General features: G+C 41.2%; 13 protein-coding genes. 11 read left to right on the forward strand and 2 right to left on the reverse strand.

Annotation, left to right across the window (positions count from 1 at the left end; all coding sequences use genetic code 11):
- Positions 1-13 precede the first annotated feature (13 nt).
- From efp to ACHUFA_RS00535, 4 genes are all read left to right on the forward strand, one after another.
- The gene (gene efp / locus ACHUFA_RS00520) at positions 14-574 is read left to right on the forward strand and encodes an elongation factor P (protein WP_222347122.1); all 561 of its coding nucleotides are present in this window, start codon (positions 14-16) and stop codon (positions 572-574) included.
- A gap of 48 nt (positions 575-622) precedes the next feature.
- Positions 623-1,015, forward strand: a complete 393-nt coding sequence (locus tag ACHUFA_RS00525) for an Asp23/Gls24 family envelope stress response protein (RefSeq protein ID WP_394404607.1) — start codon at positions 623-625, stop codon at positions 1,013-1,015.
- Positions 1,005-1,424: a transcription antitermination factor NusB gene (nusB, locus tag ACHUFA_RS00530; RefSeq protein WP_394404608.1), complete on the forward strand. Its 420-nt coding sequence runs from the start codon at positions 1,005-1,007 to the stop codon at positions 1,422-1,424. The genes ACHUFA_RS00525 and nusB overlap by 11 nt, the downstream gene beginning before the upstream one ends.
- A gap of 367 nt (positions 1,425-1,791) precedes the next feature.
- Positions 1,792-4,743, forward strand: coding sequence for an EndoS/ChiA family endoglycosidase (locus ACHUFA_RS00535; protein WP_394404609.1), 2,952 nt, complete (start codon positions 1,792-1,794; stop codon positions 4,741-4,743).
- 67 nt (positions 4,744-4,810) lie between these two features.
- On the opposite strand, the gene ACHUFA_RS00540 is transcribed toward ACHUFA_RS00535, so the two are convergent.
- A complete protein-coding gene (locus ACHUFA_RS00540) occupies positions 4,811-5,776 on the reverse strand; it encodes a LacI family DNA-binding transcriptional regulator (protein WP_222347118.1) in 966 nt (321 codons plus the stop codon).
- Between the two features lies 1 nt (position 5,777).
- Positions 5,778-7,217 carry a sucrose-6-phosphate hydrolase gene (locus ACHUFA_RS00545; protein ID WP_222347117.1) on the reverse strand — a complete coding sequence of 480 codons (1,440 nt, stop codon included), beginning with the start codon at positions 7,215-7,217 and terminating at the stop codon, positions 5,778-5,780.
- 197 nt (positions 7,218-7,414) lie between these two features.
- Here ACHUFA_RS00545 and ACHUFA_RS00550 point away from each other — a divergent pair, with 197 nt between their 5' ends.
- From ACHUFA_RS00550 to nagA, 7 genes are all read left to right on the forward strand, one after another.
- Complete coding sequence (locus ACHUFA_RS00550) at positions 7,415-9,280, forward strand: sucrose-specific PTS transporter subunit IIBC (protein WP_394404610.1); 1,866 nt, start codon at positions 7,415-7,417, stop codon at positions 9,278-9,280.
- A 106-nt stretch (positions 9,281-9,386) separates the two neighbouring features.
- Positions 9,387-10,265 (forward strand): fructokinase ScrK, encoded by an 879-nt coding sequence (gene scrK / locus ACHUFA_RS00555; protein ID WP_394404611.1) that lies wholly within the window; start codon positions 9,387-9,389, stop codon positions 10,263-10,265.
- Positions 10,266-10,372: 107 nt separating this feature from the next.
- Positions 10,373-11,314 (forward strand): mannose-6-phosphate isomerase, class I, encoded by a 942-nt coding sequence (manA, locus tag ACHUFA_RS00560; protein ID WP_222347114.1) that lies wholly within the window; start codon positions 10,373-10,375, stop codon positions 11,312-11,314.
- Between the two features lie 82 nt (positions 11,315-11,396).
- Positions 11,397-13,928, forward strand: coding sequence for a preprotein translocase subunit SecA (secA, locus tag ACHUFA_RS00565; RefSeq protein WP_222347113.1), 2,532 nt, complete (start codon positions 11,397-11,399; stop codon positions 13,926-13,928).
- A gap of 60 nt (positions 13,929-13,988) precedes the next feature.
- On the forward strand, positions 13,989-14,351 hold the full coding sequence (acpS, locus tag ACHUFA_RS00570; RefSeq protein WP_222347112.1) for a holo-ACP synthase: 363 nt from the start codon (positions 13,989-13,991) through the stop codon (positions 14,349-14,351).
- Positions 14,341-15,441, forward strand: coding sequence for an alanine racemase (gene alr, locus ACHUFA_RS00575; RefSeq protein WP_394404612.1), 1,101 nt, complete (start codon positions 14,341-14,343; stop codon positions 15,439-15,441). The genes acpS and alr overlap by 11 nt, the downstream gene beginning before the upstream one ends.
- A gap of 141 nt (positions 15,442-15,582) precedes the next feature.
- Complete coding sequence (gene nagA / locus ACHUFA_RS00580; protein WP_394404613.1) at positions 15,583-16,731, forward strand: N-acetylglucosamine-6-phosphate deacetylase; 1,149 nt, start codon at positions 15,583-15,585, stop codon at positions 16,729-16,731.
- Positions 16,732-16,854 lie beyond the last annotated feature (123 nt).

A 16,854-nucleotide genomic window follows, 5' to 3' on the forward strand; every position in this document is an offset into this window, starting at 1 on the left:
AGGTAGACTACACATGGTAGATGCAAGTAAATTAAGATCAGGTATGACGTTTACAACAGATGATGGCCGTTTGCTCCGCGTATTGGAAGCAAGCCACCACAAACCAGGTAAAGGAAATACTATCATGCGTATGAAATTACGTGATGTTCGTACTGGTTCAACATTTGACACAACTTACCGTCCAGACGAAAAATTTGACCAAGCCATCATTGAAACACGCGTGGCAACTTACCTTTACCAAATGGACGATATTGCGTACTTCATGGATACTGAAAGCTTTGAGCAATATGAAATCCCAACTGTAAACGTTGAGCAAGAATTGCTTTACATCTTGGAAAACTCAGAAGTAAAAATTCAATTCTACGGAACAGAAGTTATCGGTGTGCAAGTACCTACAACTGTTGAATTGACAGTTGCTGAAACACAACCATCTATCAAAGGTGCTACTGTTACAGGTTCTGGTAAACCAGCAACTATGGAAACTGGCCTTGTGGTAAACGTACCAGACTTCATCGAAGCAGGCCAAAAATTGGTCATCAATACTGCTGAAGGAACTTACGTTTCACGCGCTTAATCCTCGCTCACTTCGCTCCTTGGGTGGAACTGAAAGAAAGGAAAAACTATGACAAAAGAAAATCTTGGCGAAATCGTTATCGCCCCACACGTGCTAGAAGTTATTACAGGTATCGCTTCTGCTAAAGTGGAGGGTGTGCATTCGCTTCATAACAAGAGCATTACAGATGGATTGTCAAAAACAGCCCTTAATCGTGGAGTTTACCTCCGTACAGACGAAGACGGTACTGTTACAGCAGACATCTATGTCTACTTGGAATACGGTGTAAATGTTCCAACAGTTTCAATGAACATCCAAAAAGCTGTTAAGACAGCTATCCATAATTACGCTGAAGTAACTGTTTCAACAGTGAATGTTCACGTAGATGGTATTGTTCCAGAAAAAACACCAAAACCAGACTTGAAAGACTTGTTCGGCGAGGACTTCCTCGATGAAGAATAAGGATTCGAGAAGATACCTGCGTCAATGCGCCTTGCAGGCCATCGTGTCCCTTGAATTTGGACAAGATCCGCTACAAGCAGCACAATTTTCTTACCTTTACGACAAGGAAGAAGTAGAAGGAGAAGTGGAAATCCCGCTCTTTCTTCTCAATCTCGTGACAGGAGTGGATGCTCACCGCGAAGAATTGGATAAAGAGCTCAGTCAGTACTTGAAAGCTGGTTGGACCTTGGATCGTTTAACCACGATTGACAAGAGCCTCTTGCGTCTCGGCTTGTATGAAGCCTGCTACTTTGAAGAAACACCTGCGCGTGTCGCGGTCAATGAAGCCATCGAATTAGCGAAAGAATTCTCAGACCAAGCCTCTGTCAAATTCATCAATGGTGTTTTGACTCACTTTGTTACTGAATAAATCAACATCCCTCAAGGGGTGTTTTTTTGTATAAAAAAGTAAAATCATTGTAATTTTTAAGCAAATTATCTGAAAGGGAATGTTGCTAAAAATCAATAGTTACAGGCTTATTACGGGAATTTTTCAAAATTGCGACAAAATAGAAATGTATAAATATTTATGCAGGATTTCTTAACTTTGTAGTAAGAAATCTATATTTTCTGTATTTTTTGTAAAATAGAGGACTGGTATACTTTAGTCAACGAAATGAAATCGCTTACAAATAAAAAGTGACTTCATAAGACTATATCATACATTATCCAAGGAGGATCAAATGGATAAACGTCAATTTACCAAGTGTGCAGTTGGTTTGGTCTGCGCAGCAGTTTTGGCAAGTGCTTCAGTGCAAGCTGGAGGAAGCTTCGGACTTTCAAGCTTGGAGCCAACGATTGTTCACGCTCAAGAACAAGGTGCGCGTGCAAAAGATAGCAAGGGAATTGTGAATGAAATCCGTCAAGGAACACGCGGACCAATCTATGGTGGTTATTTCCGTACATGGCATGATAAGGAAGCGACAAAGAACGAAGAAGCTGCAAAAGATAAGGACGGTCATGTTCAAGAAGCAGAACTTAATAAAAATTTTGGACGCCCTAACTCAATGGCTGATGTACCTAGTGACGTAGATATTTTATTTGTTTTTGATAACTATGTCCATGAGGAAAGTCCATTTTGGAAGATTTTAAAAGAGGAGTATATTCCTAAAATGCATGCTCAAGGAACAGCGGTTGTTCAGACAATTGGTGTAAAAGAATTAAGTGGTAAAGCAGGCCTATCTAAAGATGTTTATCCAGAAGACACTGAGGAGAGTAATAAGGCTTTAGCTAAAGCTATAGTTGAAAAGTATGTTTATGATCGTGAAGTAGACGGATTGGATATTGATGTTGAGTTACATGATTATAATGTACGCTCTGATGCCAAGCCGGAAGAAAGAGCGCAAGTTGAGCGTGCCAATAAAGTTTTTGTAGAAATTGCAAAATTGATTGGTAAGAATGGTGCTGACAATGAAAAAATGTTAATTCTTGATACCACACTTCGATCAGATAACCATACTATTTTGAAAGAAAATGCTAAGTCGTTAGATTTAGTGCTTCGTCAATATTATGGACCACAAGGAAAAAATATTGTTGAGGATTGGAAAGGTTATAGTCAATATATTTCTCCAAGGCAGTTTATGATTGGGTTTACTTTTTATGAAGAAGGAGCACCTGATAATAATCAATGGTTTGATGTAAATCAATATGATGCATCAAACCCTCAAGTTTCGAAAAGTATTGAAGGGACTCGTGCTAAAGATTATGCTAATTGGCAACCAGATGGTGGATTGAAAGGAGGAATCTTCAGTTATGCTTTGGAACGTGACGGTGTAGGTCATCCCAAAAAATTACAAAAGAATCCTGACTTAGATAAAATTGTTAAAACAGATTATTCGGTTTCGAGAGCATTAAAAGCTGAGATGTTAAAAAATAAAGATTATGCTCTTATCAATGCAACTGATTTCCCAGATCCAGCGCTTTTGCAAGCTGTTAAAGAGCAAGTAAGCCCTTATCGCGGTGATTTGGCGCTTTATACAAAAGGTCTAAAATTGGATGGTCTTGGTATTACAAACTTGACTGGCTTGAACAAGTTGAGCAAACTAACTTCACTTGAAATGACCAATTTGACAGACTTAAAAGAGCTAAAAGAAACAGACTTGCCAGATAGCTTACGTAAAACAGGTGATATCAAGCTGACTGGTATGTCAGGTCTAGAAATTCTCCAATTGCCAAAATCGGAGTTGCAATCTCTTGCTGATCTTGATGTGGATTCTATGACCAAGTTGACTAAATTTGATTTATCTAACAATAAGTTTGATTTTGAAGGAGATAAAGGTGGCCTGGCAACCTTGCTAGCAACAGTTAAAAAGAACAACCCATTGGCAAACAACAGCGATACAGTTTTTGAAGGTCAAAAACCAAGTGGCTATCTTCCGGAATCTTATGAGACAACAGAAGTGACAGTACCAGCTGATGGTGTTCCTTATGACATTTTTTCACAAGCAGTGTTCGGTAGCGTGACTAAGGCAGGATTTTTCATTAGCGGGAAAGAGGATTTTGATGTTTATAAGCAAAAAGAGATTGATGGTCGTAAATTTGTTGATCAAAATTGGACATATGAAGAATTTCGTGCCAAATATGATAACCATACCGTTGTAAGCTCTACATCAACATTAAGAGAAGAGACTAATCGCTCACTTAACACTTCAACTGATGAAAGTTATGATGTCCGTATTTATAACGGAGACCAAGAAATCCATCAAATGAAAGTTCATGTTGGGCAAGGTAAGAAATTTATGGAGAATTTATCTCTTGGTGCTAAAATTGTAGAGAATACTCCTGGGATGAGAGATGTTATAAAATATGTATTTGATGGAGATAAAAGTACCACTTATAGATCTTTTTATGAGAAAGGAACAATACTTGCAGATCTCGGAAGTTTAGGCTTGGTGCGTCATTGGCGCATCATCAATCCTGAGACAGGCATTGGTGGGAATCTTGTAGAACATCGTATTAAAGAAGCAACTATCCTAGTTCCTAAAAATCCACATATTACAGATGTCACAAAACTTAAATCAGAAGATTGGGTAGAAGTTGCTAATATTACGAATGGTAAATTGATTGAAGAAAATTCTGTTAATGTATTAGCACGTTATTGGAAGCTTGATATCAAAAAGACCTATAATGGTAATTCTCCATACCTCTCTGAATTCCAAATTCTTGGTTGGAAGGTTAATGGTGAAAGCTACCTTTCAGCATTGGAAGAAGTAAATAATGCTAAGGAAGCAGCAACGGTAGAGCTTTCAGAAGAGACTATTAAAGCATTTGATGAAGCTGTAGCAGAAGCTAAAAACGGATTAGAAGTAAAAGAATTGACTCAAGCCGGTATTGATGCTGTAGCAACTAAGTTGTCAGAACTTGCTAAGGGGTTAACGGCGCAAGTTGAAAATAAAAAAATTGGTTATGACATTCAAGCAAACTATCGTGCATTAATGAATAAAGTTAAAACATTAGAGCTTGATAAGTCAACTTTTGAGAAAATTAAAGCTATTCACAATGAGATGATGCCAATTGATTCACAAATTGATGCCAAATTAGGTGAGTCGGTTTATGACCAAACTCTTGTAGGTTTGGTAGTTGATATGAAGATTAAAATGACAGAAGTTGCTAAACTTTCTAGCATTGAATTGGATAAAGAATTTAATGTTGTTCCTCCTAAAACAGCAGCAGAATCACCAGCTCAATAATGTTCATCATTCATAAATAGTTCTCCTAAAAATTAGAAAAACTCTCGAGAAATGTCTCGGGAGTTTTTTAGATACTATTTCCAGGAAGTAGTTGGATAGGAAGGATATAGTCTTTGCTGGTTTTCTCGCCTGCAATTTTTTTAAGCAGAACTTCGACGGTCAGGTTAGCAATTTCTTCCAGTGGCTGTTTGATCGTTGTCAGTTGTGGATAGAAATTTTGAACAAAGTCTGTCCCGTCGTAGCCAATGATTTTCAAGTCTTGTGGGATATGGAGTCCGAGCTGTCCAGCGACTTTGATAGTTAAGATGGCGGTTAGGTCATCGGATACAAAGATACCGTCTGGTTTCTGTGATGCGATGACAGACTTGATTTCCATTTCGCGGCGCATATTGGAGAGGTTGTTTGGTACTTTGATAATGGGCGTTTGTTTTCCGAGATGGAAGGAGAAGCCAAGCTGGCGTAGTCCTGTCGGAGATTCGGAATTATCATTACCTGTAATCATGATGATATTTTTGCAGCCATTTTTTTCCAAAGTTTGAGCAGCTAATTTGCCGCCTTCAAAGTTATCAGAAGACACGATAGGAATATTAGGAGCCAGATTGCGGTCAAAGGCGACAATTGGTGCCTCCACACGTTCATAGTCCTCAATGCCTAGATTGTGACTGGATGAGATGATGCCGTCAACCTGATTGGCAGCCAGCATTTCCAGATATTCCCGTTCTTTGATGGAGTTATTTTCGCTATTGCAAATAATGGTCTTGTAGCCTTTTTTGAAAAGTTCAATTTCAAGGCGTTCAATCAATTCGGCATAGAAGATATTGCTGATATTTGGAAAAATGAGCCCGATGAGTTTGGCAGATTTCCCCTGTAAACTGCGGGCCAGATTGTTGGGTTTGTAGCCCAACTCCCGCATGGCAGACTGAACCTTGTCAATGGTTTTCTGGGAAAGATAGCCTTTTTTGTTGATAACGCGAGAGACGGTAGTCGGGCTAACCCCCGCCAACTCAGCGACGTCTGTTAATTTTGCAACCATATTAGTAAGTCAATTCGTAGTAAGTTCCGGTCACCTTACCAGATAGGACTTGGATGCCTGACTGGTCAGTGTCTGGGAAAACACGTCCGGTAAAGACTTTTTCACCTCCGTTGATGAAGATTTCAAAGATAGATTTATCAATGAAGATACGAGCGCTTGTCTGGTCAGTGTCAATGCTACATTCGCGTGTTACACCGAAGTCAATCGCGTACTGTTTGCCTGCTTTTGAGCGGTCAATCCGCACATTTCCATTTTTAGTATCGATTGTAACAGCTAGTCCATTTCCTTTTTGGTTAGCAAAGAGTACCAATTCAGCTCGGCTGTTTTCAGCAATCGTCAAGTCCAACTCATAGCAATTACCTGTTGTAGTCTTATCTCCGAAAGTTTCTTGGCTGGAACGGAGATTTTCTATGGCTTTTACAGGAATTTGGTAGAGTTTCCCGTCCTTGATAGACAGCTCCTTGACCAAACTCATGGCTCCTTGATAGTCGTAGTGGTCAGTTGGGTAGTCCACATCAGGTAGTCCAATCCAGCTAACGATTAGAGCACGACCATCAGGGCTATTGAAGCCTTGAGTTGCATAGGCTTCAAAGCCATAATCTAGGTTGATGATATCTGCTCCACCAATTAGTTTTGCATTTTCAGGGTCAAATTCTTGGAAGATCTTGTAGGTATTTGGGTAGATGTTATCGTAGTTAAGCTCTGCCTTATCCAGACCTTGTGGGCTGTAGAGAAGAACAGGTTTGCCATCTACAAAGACCAAGTTTGGGCACTCAATCATGTACTCAGAACCTGTTCCACCAAAGTCAAGGTCGCCAATAAATTCCCAGTTTTTCACATCATTATCAACTGCTTTATAAAGCTTGATAAAACCCTGTTTGTCATGGTTCTGCGCGCCAATAATAGCGTAAAATTGACCTTGATAGTCGAAGATTTGAGGATCACGGAAGTGTTCGGTCACATCATCAGGCTGTTGAATGAGGACTTCGTCAAATTTTTCAATTTTGCCTTCCTTGTCCAACCAAGCACCAATCTGTAGTGGATTACGTACCCAATTTTCATCGCGGACATTTCCAGTATAGTAGAGGAAAAGCTTATCACCGACTGGGTAGGCAGACCCTGAGTAAGCACCGTGGCTGTCATGCGCGTGGTCGGGAAGGAGTTTGATATCTGTTTCTGTAAAATGAACTAAATCTTCTGAATCAGCATGAATCCATTGTTTCAAGCCGTGGGCAGCGCCAAAGGGCCAATTTTGATAGAAGAGCTGGAATTTTCCATTAAAGTAGGAAAATCCATTCGGGTCGTTGAGCAAGCCAGTCTTAGGTTCTAAATGGTAGTTGGCATGCCAAGGAGAAGCCGCAACATTTGCAGCAATCTTTTCTTTTTCTTCCACAGTCCAGTCTGCATAGGGACGATAGCGGACTTCAGTTGGTAAATTCATGGGTATCTCCTATTTCTGTCAAATATGTCACTTTTTATATTAAACGTTTTCACATTAAAAATCAACGGTTTAGCCCTAAAAAAATAAAATTCTGCAAAACGTTTGACATATTTATGGATTGTGCTATAATGGAGAACGTAGAAAGATGTGAAAACACTTTCAAGAGATATAAAATATTTAAAGGAGAATTTTGCAAAATGGCTTCAAACACTGAAATTGCAAAACAGGTCATTGACGCAATTGGTGGCGTGGAAAACGTACGCAGCGTAGCTCACTGTGCGACTCGCCTCCGTGTCATGGTAAAAGATGAGACTATCATCGATAAAGATGTTGTTGAAAACATCGAAAAAGTACAAGGTGCTTTCTTTAACTCAGGTCAATACCAAATTATTTTTGGTACTGGTACTGTTAATAAAATTTATGATGAGGTCGTATCACTCGGCTTGCCAACTTCATCTAAAGATGAAATGAAAGCAGAAGCTGCTAAGCAAGGAAACTGGTTCCAACGTGCTGTACGTACTTTTGGTGATGTATTCGTTCCAATCATCCCAGCTATCGTAGCGACTGGTCTTTTCATGGGTCTTCGTGGTCTCTTGGCAGCGGTAGGTTACACCCTTCCAGAAGATTTAAATGTTTATAGTCAAATCTTGACAGATACAGCCTTTATCGTTCTTCCAGCCTTGGTGGTATGGTCAACCTTCCGTGTATTCGGTGGGAATCAAACGATTGGTATTGTGCTAGGGATGATGTTAATTGCGGGACAATTACCAAATGCATGGGTAGTTGCTTCAGGTGGTGATGTTACCCCAACGATTTTCTTCGGCTTTATCCCTGTTGTTGGTTTACAAGGTTCAGTTCTTCCAGCCTTCATCATCGGTGTTATCGGGGCTAAGTTTGAAAAAGCTGTTCGAAAAGTTGTTCCAGAAGTATTAGACCTCTTGTTGACACCGTTTATTACGTTGTTTGTTATGTCAATCCTTGGTTTGTTCTTCATTGGACCAGTATTCCACGTTGTTGAAAACTATATCTTGGCAGGTACACAAGCAATTCTGCATTTACCATTTGGCTTAGGTGGATTGCTTATTGGTGGAGTTCACCAAGTTATCGTTGTATCTGGTGTTCACCATATCTTCAACTTCTTGGAAGCGCAATTAGTGGCAACTGGTGCCAACCCATTCAACGCAATCATCACAGCGGCTATGACAGCGCAAGGTGCTGCAACAGTAGCGGTTGGTGTTAAAACAAAAAATCCTAAATTAAAAGCTCTTGCTTTCCCAGCAGCTCTTTCAGCATTCCTTGGAATTACTGAACCAGCTATCTTCGGTGTCAACTTGCGTTACCGTAAACCATTTGTGCTTTCATTGATTGCAGGTGCTATCGGTGGTGCCTTTGCTTCTATTCTAGGTCTTGCTGGTACTGGTATGGGAGTTACGATCATTCCTGGTATGACTCTTTATGTAGGGAATGGTCAACTTCTTAAATACCTTTTTATGGTGGCTGTATCATTTGTTCTTGGTTTTGTATTGACTTATTTATTTGGTTATGAAGATGAAGTAAAAGTTGACGAAAAGCCAGCAACACCAGCTGTTGCTCCAGTTGCGACACTTGCTGAAGAAACACTAGTTTCTCCATTGTCAGGCGAAGTTGTTGCCCTTGAAAATGTAAATGATCCAGTATTCTCATCAGGTGCTATGGGGAAAGGTTTGGCAGTGAAACCATATGAAGGTGTCGTGTATGCACCAGCAGATGCTGAAGTAACAATCGCTTTTGAAACAGGTCATGCGTACGGTTTGAAAACTGCTTCAGGTGCAGAACTCTTAATCCACATCGGTATCGATACTGTTTCTATGAACGGTAACGGTTTTAAGAAATTGGTTGCCGCAGGTGACAAGGTTGCCGCAGGTACTCCAATCGCGAAATTTGATGCAGCTAAAATTGCAGAAGCTGGCTTGGATGCCATGACGATGATTATCGTGACAAATACAGCTGACTTCACAAGTGTTGACGGTCTTGCTTCAGGAACTGTTGCACACGGAGCTGACTTTATTAAAGTTGTAAAATAAAGAGAAGAAATTCTTAAAAAGGAAGGGGCGAAAGCCTTTTTCTTCTGTTTTACAGACTAGTTATCTATGATATAATAGAGAAAAATAAAAACTAACGAGGTCGATTATGACAAAATTATACGGAAGTCTGGAAGCTGGTGGGACAAAATTTGTTTGTGCAGTGGGTGATGAGAATTTTCAGGTTGTCGAAAAGACACAATTTCCAACGACAACTCCTTATGAAACGATTGAACGCACAGTAGAATTTTTCAAACGTTACGAAGACCGTCTGGCAGGGATTGCGATTGGTTCATTTGGTCCGATTGATATTGACCAAAATTCATCAACCTATGGTTATGTAACAACAACGCCAAAGCCACACTGGGCAAATGTTGACTTGTTGGGTTTGATTGCGAAAGAATTCAAGATTCCTTTTTACTTTACAACGGACGTAAACTCATCTGCCTTTGGTGAGACTATTGTCCGTAAGGGTGTGAAGAGTTTGGTTTACTACACCATCGGTACTGGTATCGGTGCGGGTGCTATTCAAAATGGTGAATTCATCGGAGGCTTGGGGCACACAGAAGCTGGGCATACCTACGTTGCCTTGCACCCACAAGACCAAGCACGTGAATTTCATGGAGTATGTCCTTTCCATAATGGCTGTTTGGAGGGTTTGGCAGCAGGTCCATCTCTTGAAGCTCGTACAGGTATCCGTGGTGAATTGATCGAACAAAACTCAGATGTCTGGGATGTGCAGGCTTACTACATTGCTCAAGCCGCTGTTCAAGCAACCCTTCTATACCGTCCGAAAGTTATTGTTTTCGGTGGTGGTGTTATGGGGCAAGAACATATGCTCCGTCGTGTTCGTGAGAAATTTACTGTTCTTATGAATGGCTACTTGCCAACACCAGATGTGACAGAGTATATTGTCACTCCTGCTGTTCCTGAAAATGGCTCTGCAACGCTTGGAAACTTTGCACTTGCCAAACAAATTTCAGAATAAATTCAACAAATAATAGAAGCTGGTCTAAAAGACTGGCTTTTCATTTACGAAAAATAGGCTTTTTGGTATGATGACAATAAGAAAATGTCATGAAAAAGGAGAATGTGATGGCGCAACCATTGTTTTTAAAATCAGTTCTACAGGAAAAAATCTGGGGCGGAAATCGTTTAGCAACAGAATTTGGCTATGATTTACCAAGTGATAAGGTAGGAGAATACTGGGCAATTTCAGCTCATCCAAACGGTGTTTCTTTGGTGGAAAAAGGAGAATTTGCTGGTCGTAAGTTAGACGAACTCTATGCCAGTGAGCCACAACTTTTTGGCAATCCAGAAGAGCTTGTTTTTCCGCTCTTGACTAAAATCTTAGACGCAGATGATTGGCTCAGTGTACAGGTTCATCCAGATGATGCCTATGGTATGGAACATGAAGGTGAATTAGGTAAGACAGAGTGTTGGTATATTTTATCTGCCGAGGAAGGTGCGGAGATTATTTATGGGCACAATGCTCGTTCACGCGAGGAATTGGCTCAAATGATTGAGGATAAAAACTGGGATGAGTTACTAACGCGTGTACCGGTTAAGGCGGGGGATTTCTTCTATGTCCCAAGTGGCACCATGCACGCCATTGGTAAGGGAATTATGATTTTAGAAACGCAGCAGTCTAGTGATACCACTTACCGTGTTTATGATTTTGATCGCCGTGATGATGCAGGCAATCTTCGTGACTTACACATTCAGCAATCCATTGATGTCATGACCATTGGTCCAGTTGCCAATTCTTATCCTGACACTCTTGTTGTGGGTAATCTCCGAGCAACGACCTTTGTCAGCAATGCCTTTTTCACAGTTTACAAATGGCAAGTATCAGGACTAGTAGACATGGAAAAAACAGCTGCCTATACTCTGATCAGTGTGTTGGATGGTCAGGGAAGTTTGACAGTTGATGGTCAAACCTATCCTCTTTCAAAAGGTCAGCACTTTATTTTACCTGCTACCATTGAGCAATGGAGCTTTGATGGTCAATTGGAAATGATTGCGAGTCATGCCTAGCAAATCCGCTTACTTCCTTGAAAAAAACCTATCATTGTGGTAAAATAGGGTATTGAACTGAAATAAAATTAGGAAGTATGAAATGGAAAAAAATATCCTACGTTCTCTTGTAGAAAATGACAAGGGAGAGTTGAAAAAATTAGAAAAAATGGCAGATAAGGTTATCGCTTATGCTGATCAAATGGCTGCATTGTCAGACGAAGCTTTGCAAGCAAAAACTGCCGAATTTAAGGAACGCTACCAAAAAGGAGAAAGTCTCGATGACCTTCTTTACGAGGCTTTTGCGGTTGTTCGTGAAGCTTCAAAGCGTGTACTCGGTCTCTATCCTTATCCAGTCCAAATCATGGGTGGTATTGTCCTCCACCATGGTGACGTACCTGAAATGCGTACTGGTGAAGGAAAAACTTTGACTGCGACCATGCCAGTTTACCTCAACGCCCTTGCTGGTCAAGGGGTACACGTTGTCACTGTCAATGAATACCTTGCAACACGTGACGCGACAGAAATGGGTGAATTGTACTCATGGTTAGGCTTGTCAGTCGGAATCAACTTGGCAGCGAAATCATCTTTTGAAAAACGTGAAGCTTACAACTGTGATATCACTTATTCAACCAACTCAGAGATTGGTTTTGACTACTTGCGTGATAATATGGTTGTTCGTGCAGAAGATATGGTGCAACGCCCACTCAATTATGCCTTAGTCGATGAAGTTGACTCTGTTTTGATTGATGAAGCTCGGACCCCACTTATCGTATCAGGCGCAACAAACTCTGAAACAAACCAGCTTTACTTCATGGCAGACAATTTTGTGAAGTCATTGAGTGAAGATGACTATATTATCGATGTTTCGTCAAAAGCAATTGGTTTGTCAGATTCAGGTATTGATAAGGCTGAGAAATTCTTCCGCTTGGAAAACCTTTATGATATTGAAAATGTTGCCTTGACGCACTTTATTGACAATGCCCTTCGTGCCAACTATATCATGATTTATGATATTGATTATTTGGTGAATGAAGAGCAAGAAGTCATGATCATTGATCCATTTACAGGTCGTACCATGGAAGGCCGTCGTTATTCAGATGGTCTTCACCAAGCTATCGAGGCTAAAGAAGGTGTCCCTGTTCAAAATGAATCAAAAACAAGCGCTTCTGTGACCTACCAAAACCTCTTCCGTATGTACAAGAAATTGGCAGGGATGACGGGTACTGGTAAAACAGAAGAAGAAGAATTCCGTGAAATTTACAACATTCGCGTTGTACAAATCCCGACTAACAAACCAATAGCTCGTATTGACCATGAAGATTTGCTTTACCCAAGTTTGGAATACAAGTTCAATGCAGTTGTGGCAGATGTGAAGGCGCGTTATGAAAAAGGTCAACCTGTCTTGGTTGGTACTGTAGCCGTTGAAACGTCAGACCTCTTGTCAAAACGTTTGGTAGCAGCTGGTGTTCCTCATGAAGTGCTCAATGCGAAAAACCACTTCCGTGAAGCGCAAATCATTATGAATGCTGGTCAACGTGGTGCAGTCACTATTGCAACCAATATGGCTGGTCGTGGTACCGATATCAAGTTGGGCCCTGGTGTTCGCGAATTGGGAGGTCTCTGTGTCATTGGTACAGAGCGCCATGAAAGTCGCCGTATTGATAATCAGCTTCGTGGACGTTCAGGTCGTCAAGGTGACCCAGGTGAGTCACAATTCTACCTGTCATTGGAAGATGATTTGATGAAACGCTTTGGTTCAGAGCGTATCAAGGCCTTTATGGAACGCATGAATCTTTCAGAAGAAGAGTCTGTTATCAAGTCTGGTATGTTGACACGCCAAGTTGAAGGTGCTCAAAAGCGTGTTGAAGGAAACAACTACGATTCACGTAAACAAATTCTTCAATATGATGATGTTATGCGTGAGCAACGTGAAATCATCTACAGCCAACGCCATGATGTGATTACAGCTGAACGTAACTTGGCGCCTGAAATTAAGAGCATGATCAAACGTACGATCAATCGTCAAGTGGACGGTCATAAGGCAAGCAAACGTGATGAAGCTATCGATGCGATTCTTAAATTTGCTCAAGTAAACTTGGTAGCGGAAGATTCAATTAGCCGCGCAGACCTAGCGGATAAAACCGATGACCAAATCAAGGCTTATCTCTTTGATCGTGCGGTTGAAGTCTATAATAGCCAGGTTGCAAAATTACGCGAAGAAGAGCGTATTCGTGAGTTCCAAAAAGTGCTTATTCTCCGTGTGGTAGATAGCAAGTGGACAGATCATATTGATGCCCTTGATCAATTGCGTAATGCAGTTAGCCTTCGTGGTTATGCACAAAACAATCCGGTTGTTGAGTATCAATCAGAGGCATTTTCAATGTTTAATGACATGATTGGTGCCATTGAATTTGATGTGACACGTCTGATGATGAAGGCACAAATTCATGATAACATTGAACGTGAACGTGCAAGTCAAGAAGCACACACTACTGCAGTGAAAAATATTATCCCTGGACAAGCTCAAGAGGCTTCTACACCAAGTTTTGACGGTGTAGATCGCAATGATCCATGTCCATGTGGCTCTGGTAAAAAATTCAAAAACTGTCACGGACGTGCTGGTTTACAATAAACAAAGGAATGAGGGGCTGGTGGCGTGAGTAAAATCACACCCAGTCCCTTTTGAGATAACATGATAGTTGGACATGGAATAGATTTGCAGGAAATTTCTGCTATTGAAGAGGCCTATCTGAGACGTCCTCGGTTTGCTGAAAAAGTATTGACGATACAAGAATTAGTTCGATTTGAAACACTGACTGGTAAACGAAAAATGGAGTATTTAGCAGGACGGTGGGCGGCTAAAGAAGCTTTTTCAAAGGCTTGGGGAACGGGGATTGGAACTCTAGGATTTCAAGATATTGAAATTCTAAACGATGAAAAAGGTGCTCCCTATATCAATCGCTCTCCCTTTTCTGGAAGAATATGGCTTAGTATCAGCCATTCAGGAAATTTTGTACAGGCCAGTTTGATTTTGGAGGAAGAAAATGAAAGCTAGCATACACAGACCGACTTTGGCAAGTGTAGATTTAGATGCCATAGAAGGTAATTTTAGACAGGTTATGGGGCATTTGTCGGAAGATACCAAGGGTTTCGCGGTTGTCAAGGCCAATGCCTATGGTCACGGTGTACAAGAGGTTGCTAGAACATTGGCAACCTTAGTGGATGGATTTTGTGTTTCGAACATGGATGAAGCACTTGAATTGCGGCAAGCTGGTTTTGAAGAGCCTATTCTTGTCTTAGGAGTTGTCCCAGTATCAGCGGTTTCGTTAGCGCAGCAGTTTCATATTACCTTAGCTGTGGCCAGTCTTGAATGGGTGGAATTGGCAATTACATCTAGCAACGTATCAAATTTGCAGGTCCATTTGAAAGTGGATAGTGGCATGGGACGGATTGGTTTTCGTAAAAAGGCAGAGCTGGAAAGTGCGCAAGCACTCTTACTTGAGAATGGTGCCCTTGTTGAAGGGATTTTTACTCATTTTGCGACAGCTGATGAAGTGAACCAAGAGCAGTTCAATCAACAGTTAGACTTTTTCAAAGAGCTACTAGGTAGCCTAGAAACTTGTCCTGCATTAGTGCATGCTAGTAATTCCGCAACGAGTATTTGGCATTCAGATACCGTATTTAATGCGGTGCGTCTAGGAGATGTTCTTTATGGCTTAAATCCAAGTGGTCGTGTCTTAGACATGCCTTACTCTATCCAACCAGCTTTATCGCTGACATCGGAATTAGTCCATGTTAAGCAGGTGGAGGCAGGTGCTAAGGTGGGTTATGGTGGAACTTACACCGCTTCCGAAGGAGAATGGATCGGGACTGTTCCGATTGGCTATGCGGATGGCTTTATTCGAAAAATGCAGGGCTTCAAAGTCTTGGTGGATGGTCAGTTTTGTCTGATTGTGGGTCGTGTGTCTATGGATCAAATGACTCTGAGTTTACCCCGAGCCTATGCTATCGGTACTAAAGTAACTCTGATTGGTCAGGATGGGGACAAAGAGATTTCAGTCCAAGACTGGGCAGATCACATTGATACCATTAACTACGAAGTGGTTTGTCTTCTATCAGACCGCATTCCTAGAAGGTATGAATAGTAAAAGAGGGAGTGGGAAAGACGTCCACGAGGATAATGTCCGCGTGAGGATCTTGCCCAGCTCCTTTTTCTGACTTGACAAGCTAGCTTATCAGGCGTATAATGAAGAAAAATATCGGTATAGACCAAAAAGGAGGAAGAAATGTCTCGATATATTCATGCGAAAACCCTTGTCTTAGCAGATAAGGAAGTAGACAATGCTTATCTTGAAGTGACAGAAGATGGTCTCTTTGGTGACATTTTACTTGAAAAACCAGAAGGGCAAATAGAAGATTACAGCGATTATATCTTAGCACCAGGTTTGGTAGATACTCACATTCATGGATATGCTTCTCACGATGTGATGGACAATGATTTTGAGGGGATCAAGGTCATTTCAGAAGGATTGTTATCATGTGGGGTTACTTCTTGGTTACCTACGACATTGACAGATTCAACCGAGAATTTGGATGCAGTTTGTGAAACGATTGGCCTTCATGCTGGTGAAGAAAAAGGTGCTAAAATTCAAGGTATTTTCTTGGAGGGACCATTCTTCACGGAGAAATACAAGGGCGCACAAAATCCAAAATACATGAGTGATCCAGTGATTGAACGCTTGGACAAGTGGCATAGTCTGTCTAAGGGACTGGTCAATAAAATTGCCATTGCTCCTGAGCGTCAAGGGGTCAAGGAATTTATCGAATTTGCTAATAGTAAGGAAATTCGCACAGCTCTTGCTCATAGTGACGCTACTTTTGATCAGGCTAAGGCAGCTGTAGAGGCAGGTGCAAATATCTTTGTCCATGTCTATAATGGCATGAGTGGTCTTCATCACCGTGAGCCTGGTATGGTTGGTGCTGCCTTGGACTTGGATAATGTTTTTGCGGAAGTGATCTGTGACGGTCACCATGTTCATCCAGCAGCAGCAGATATTGTTGTTAAAGCGCGTGGTGCGGAAGAAACCGTTCTGATTACAGACTGCATGCGGGCTGGCGGTCAAGGTGAAGGCATGTCTCGCCTTGGTGAATTTGAGGTTATTGTGAAAGATGGAACGGCACGGTTGAAAGATTCTGGTAGCCTAGCAGGTTCTATTTTAGAGTTGATTCAAGCCGTTGAAAATGTGGTGAAATGGGGCTTGGTTGACTTGCCTGACGCCCTTCGTATGGCATCGCTTGCGCCTGCAAAATCTGTAGGTATCGACCATATCTGTGGACAAATTGCTACTGGATGTGCAGCAGACTTTATTCTAGTTGATGACCAAGGTCACCTCAAAGCGACTTATCTGGATGGTATCAAACGATTTGAAAAATAAGAAAAATTTGAGGTCTATATAGCTCAAATAAGACAAAAAGCAACGGCATCGAATCTGTTGCTTTTTATTATGGCTTCGAGCCAGTTTTTCTGGAAGAAGAAATAAGAAAACCACCAGCCTAGC

The sequence above is a fragment of the Streptococcus hepaticus genome, assembly GCF_043656315.1.
Taxonomy (GTDB): domain Bacteria; phylum Bacillota; class Bacilli; order Lactobacillales; family Streptococcaceae; genus Streptococcus; species Streptococcus hepaticus.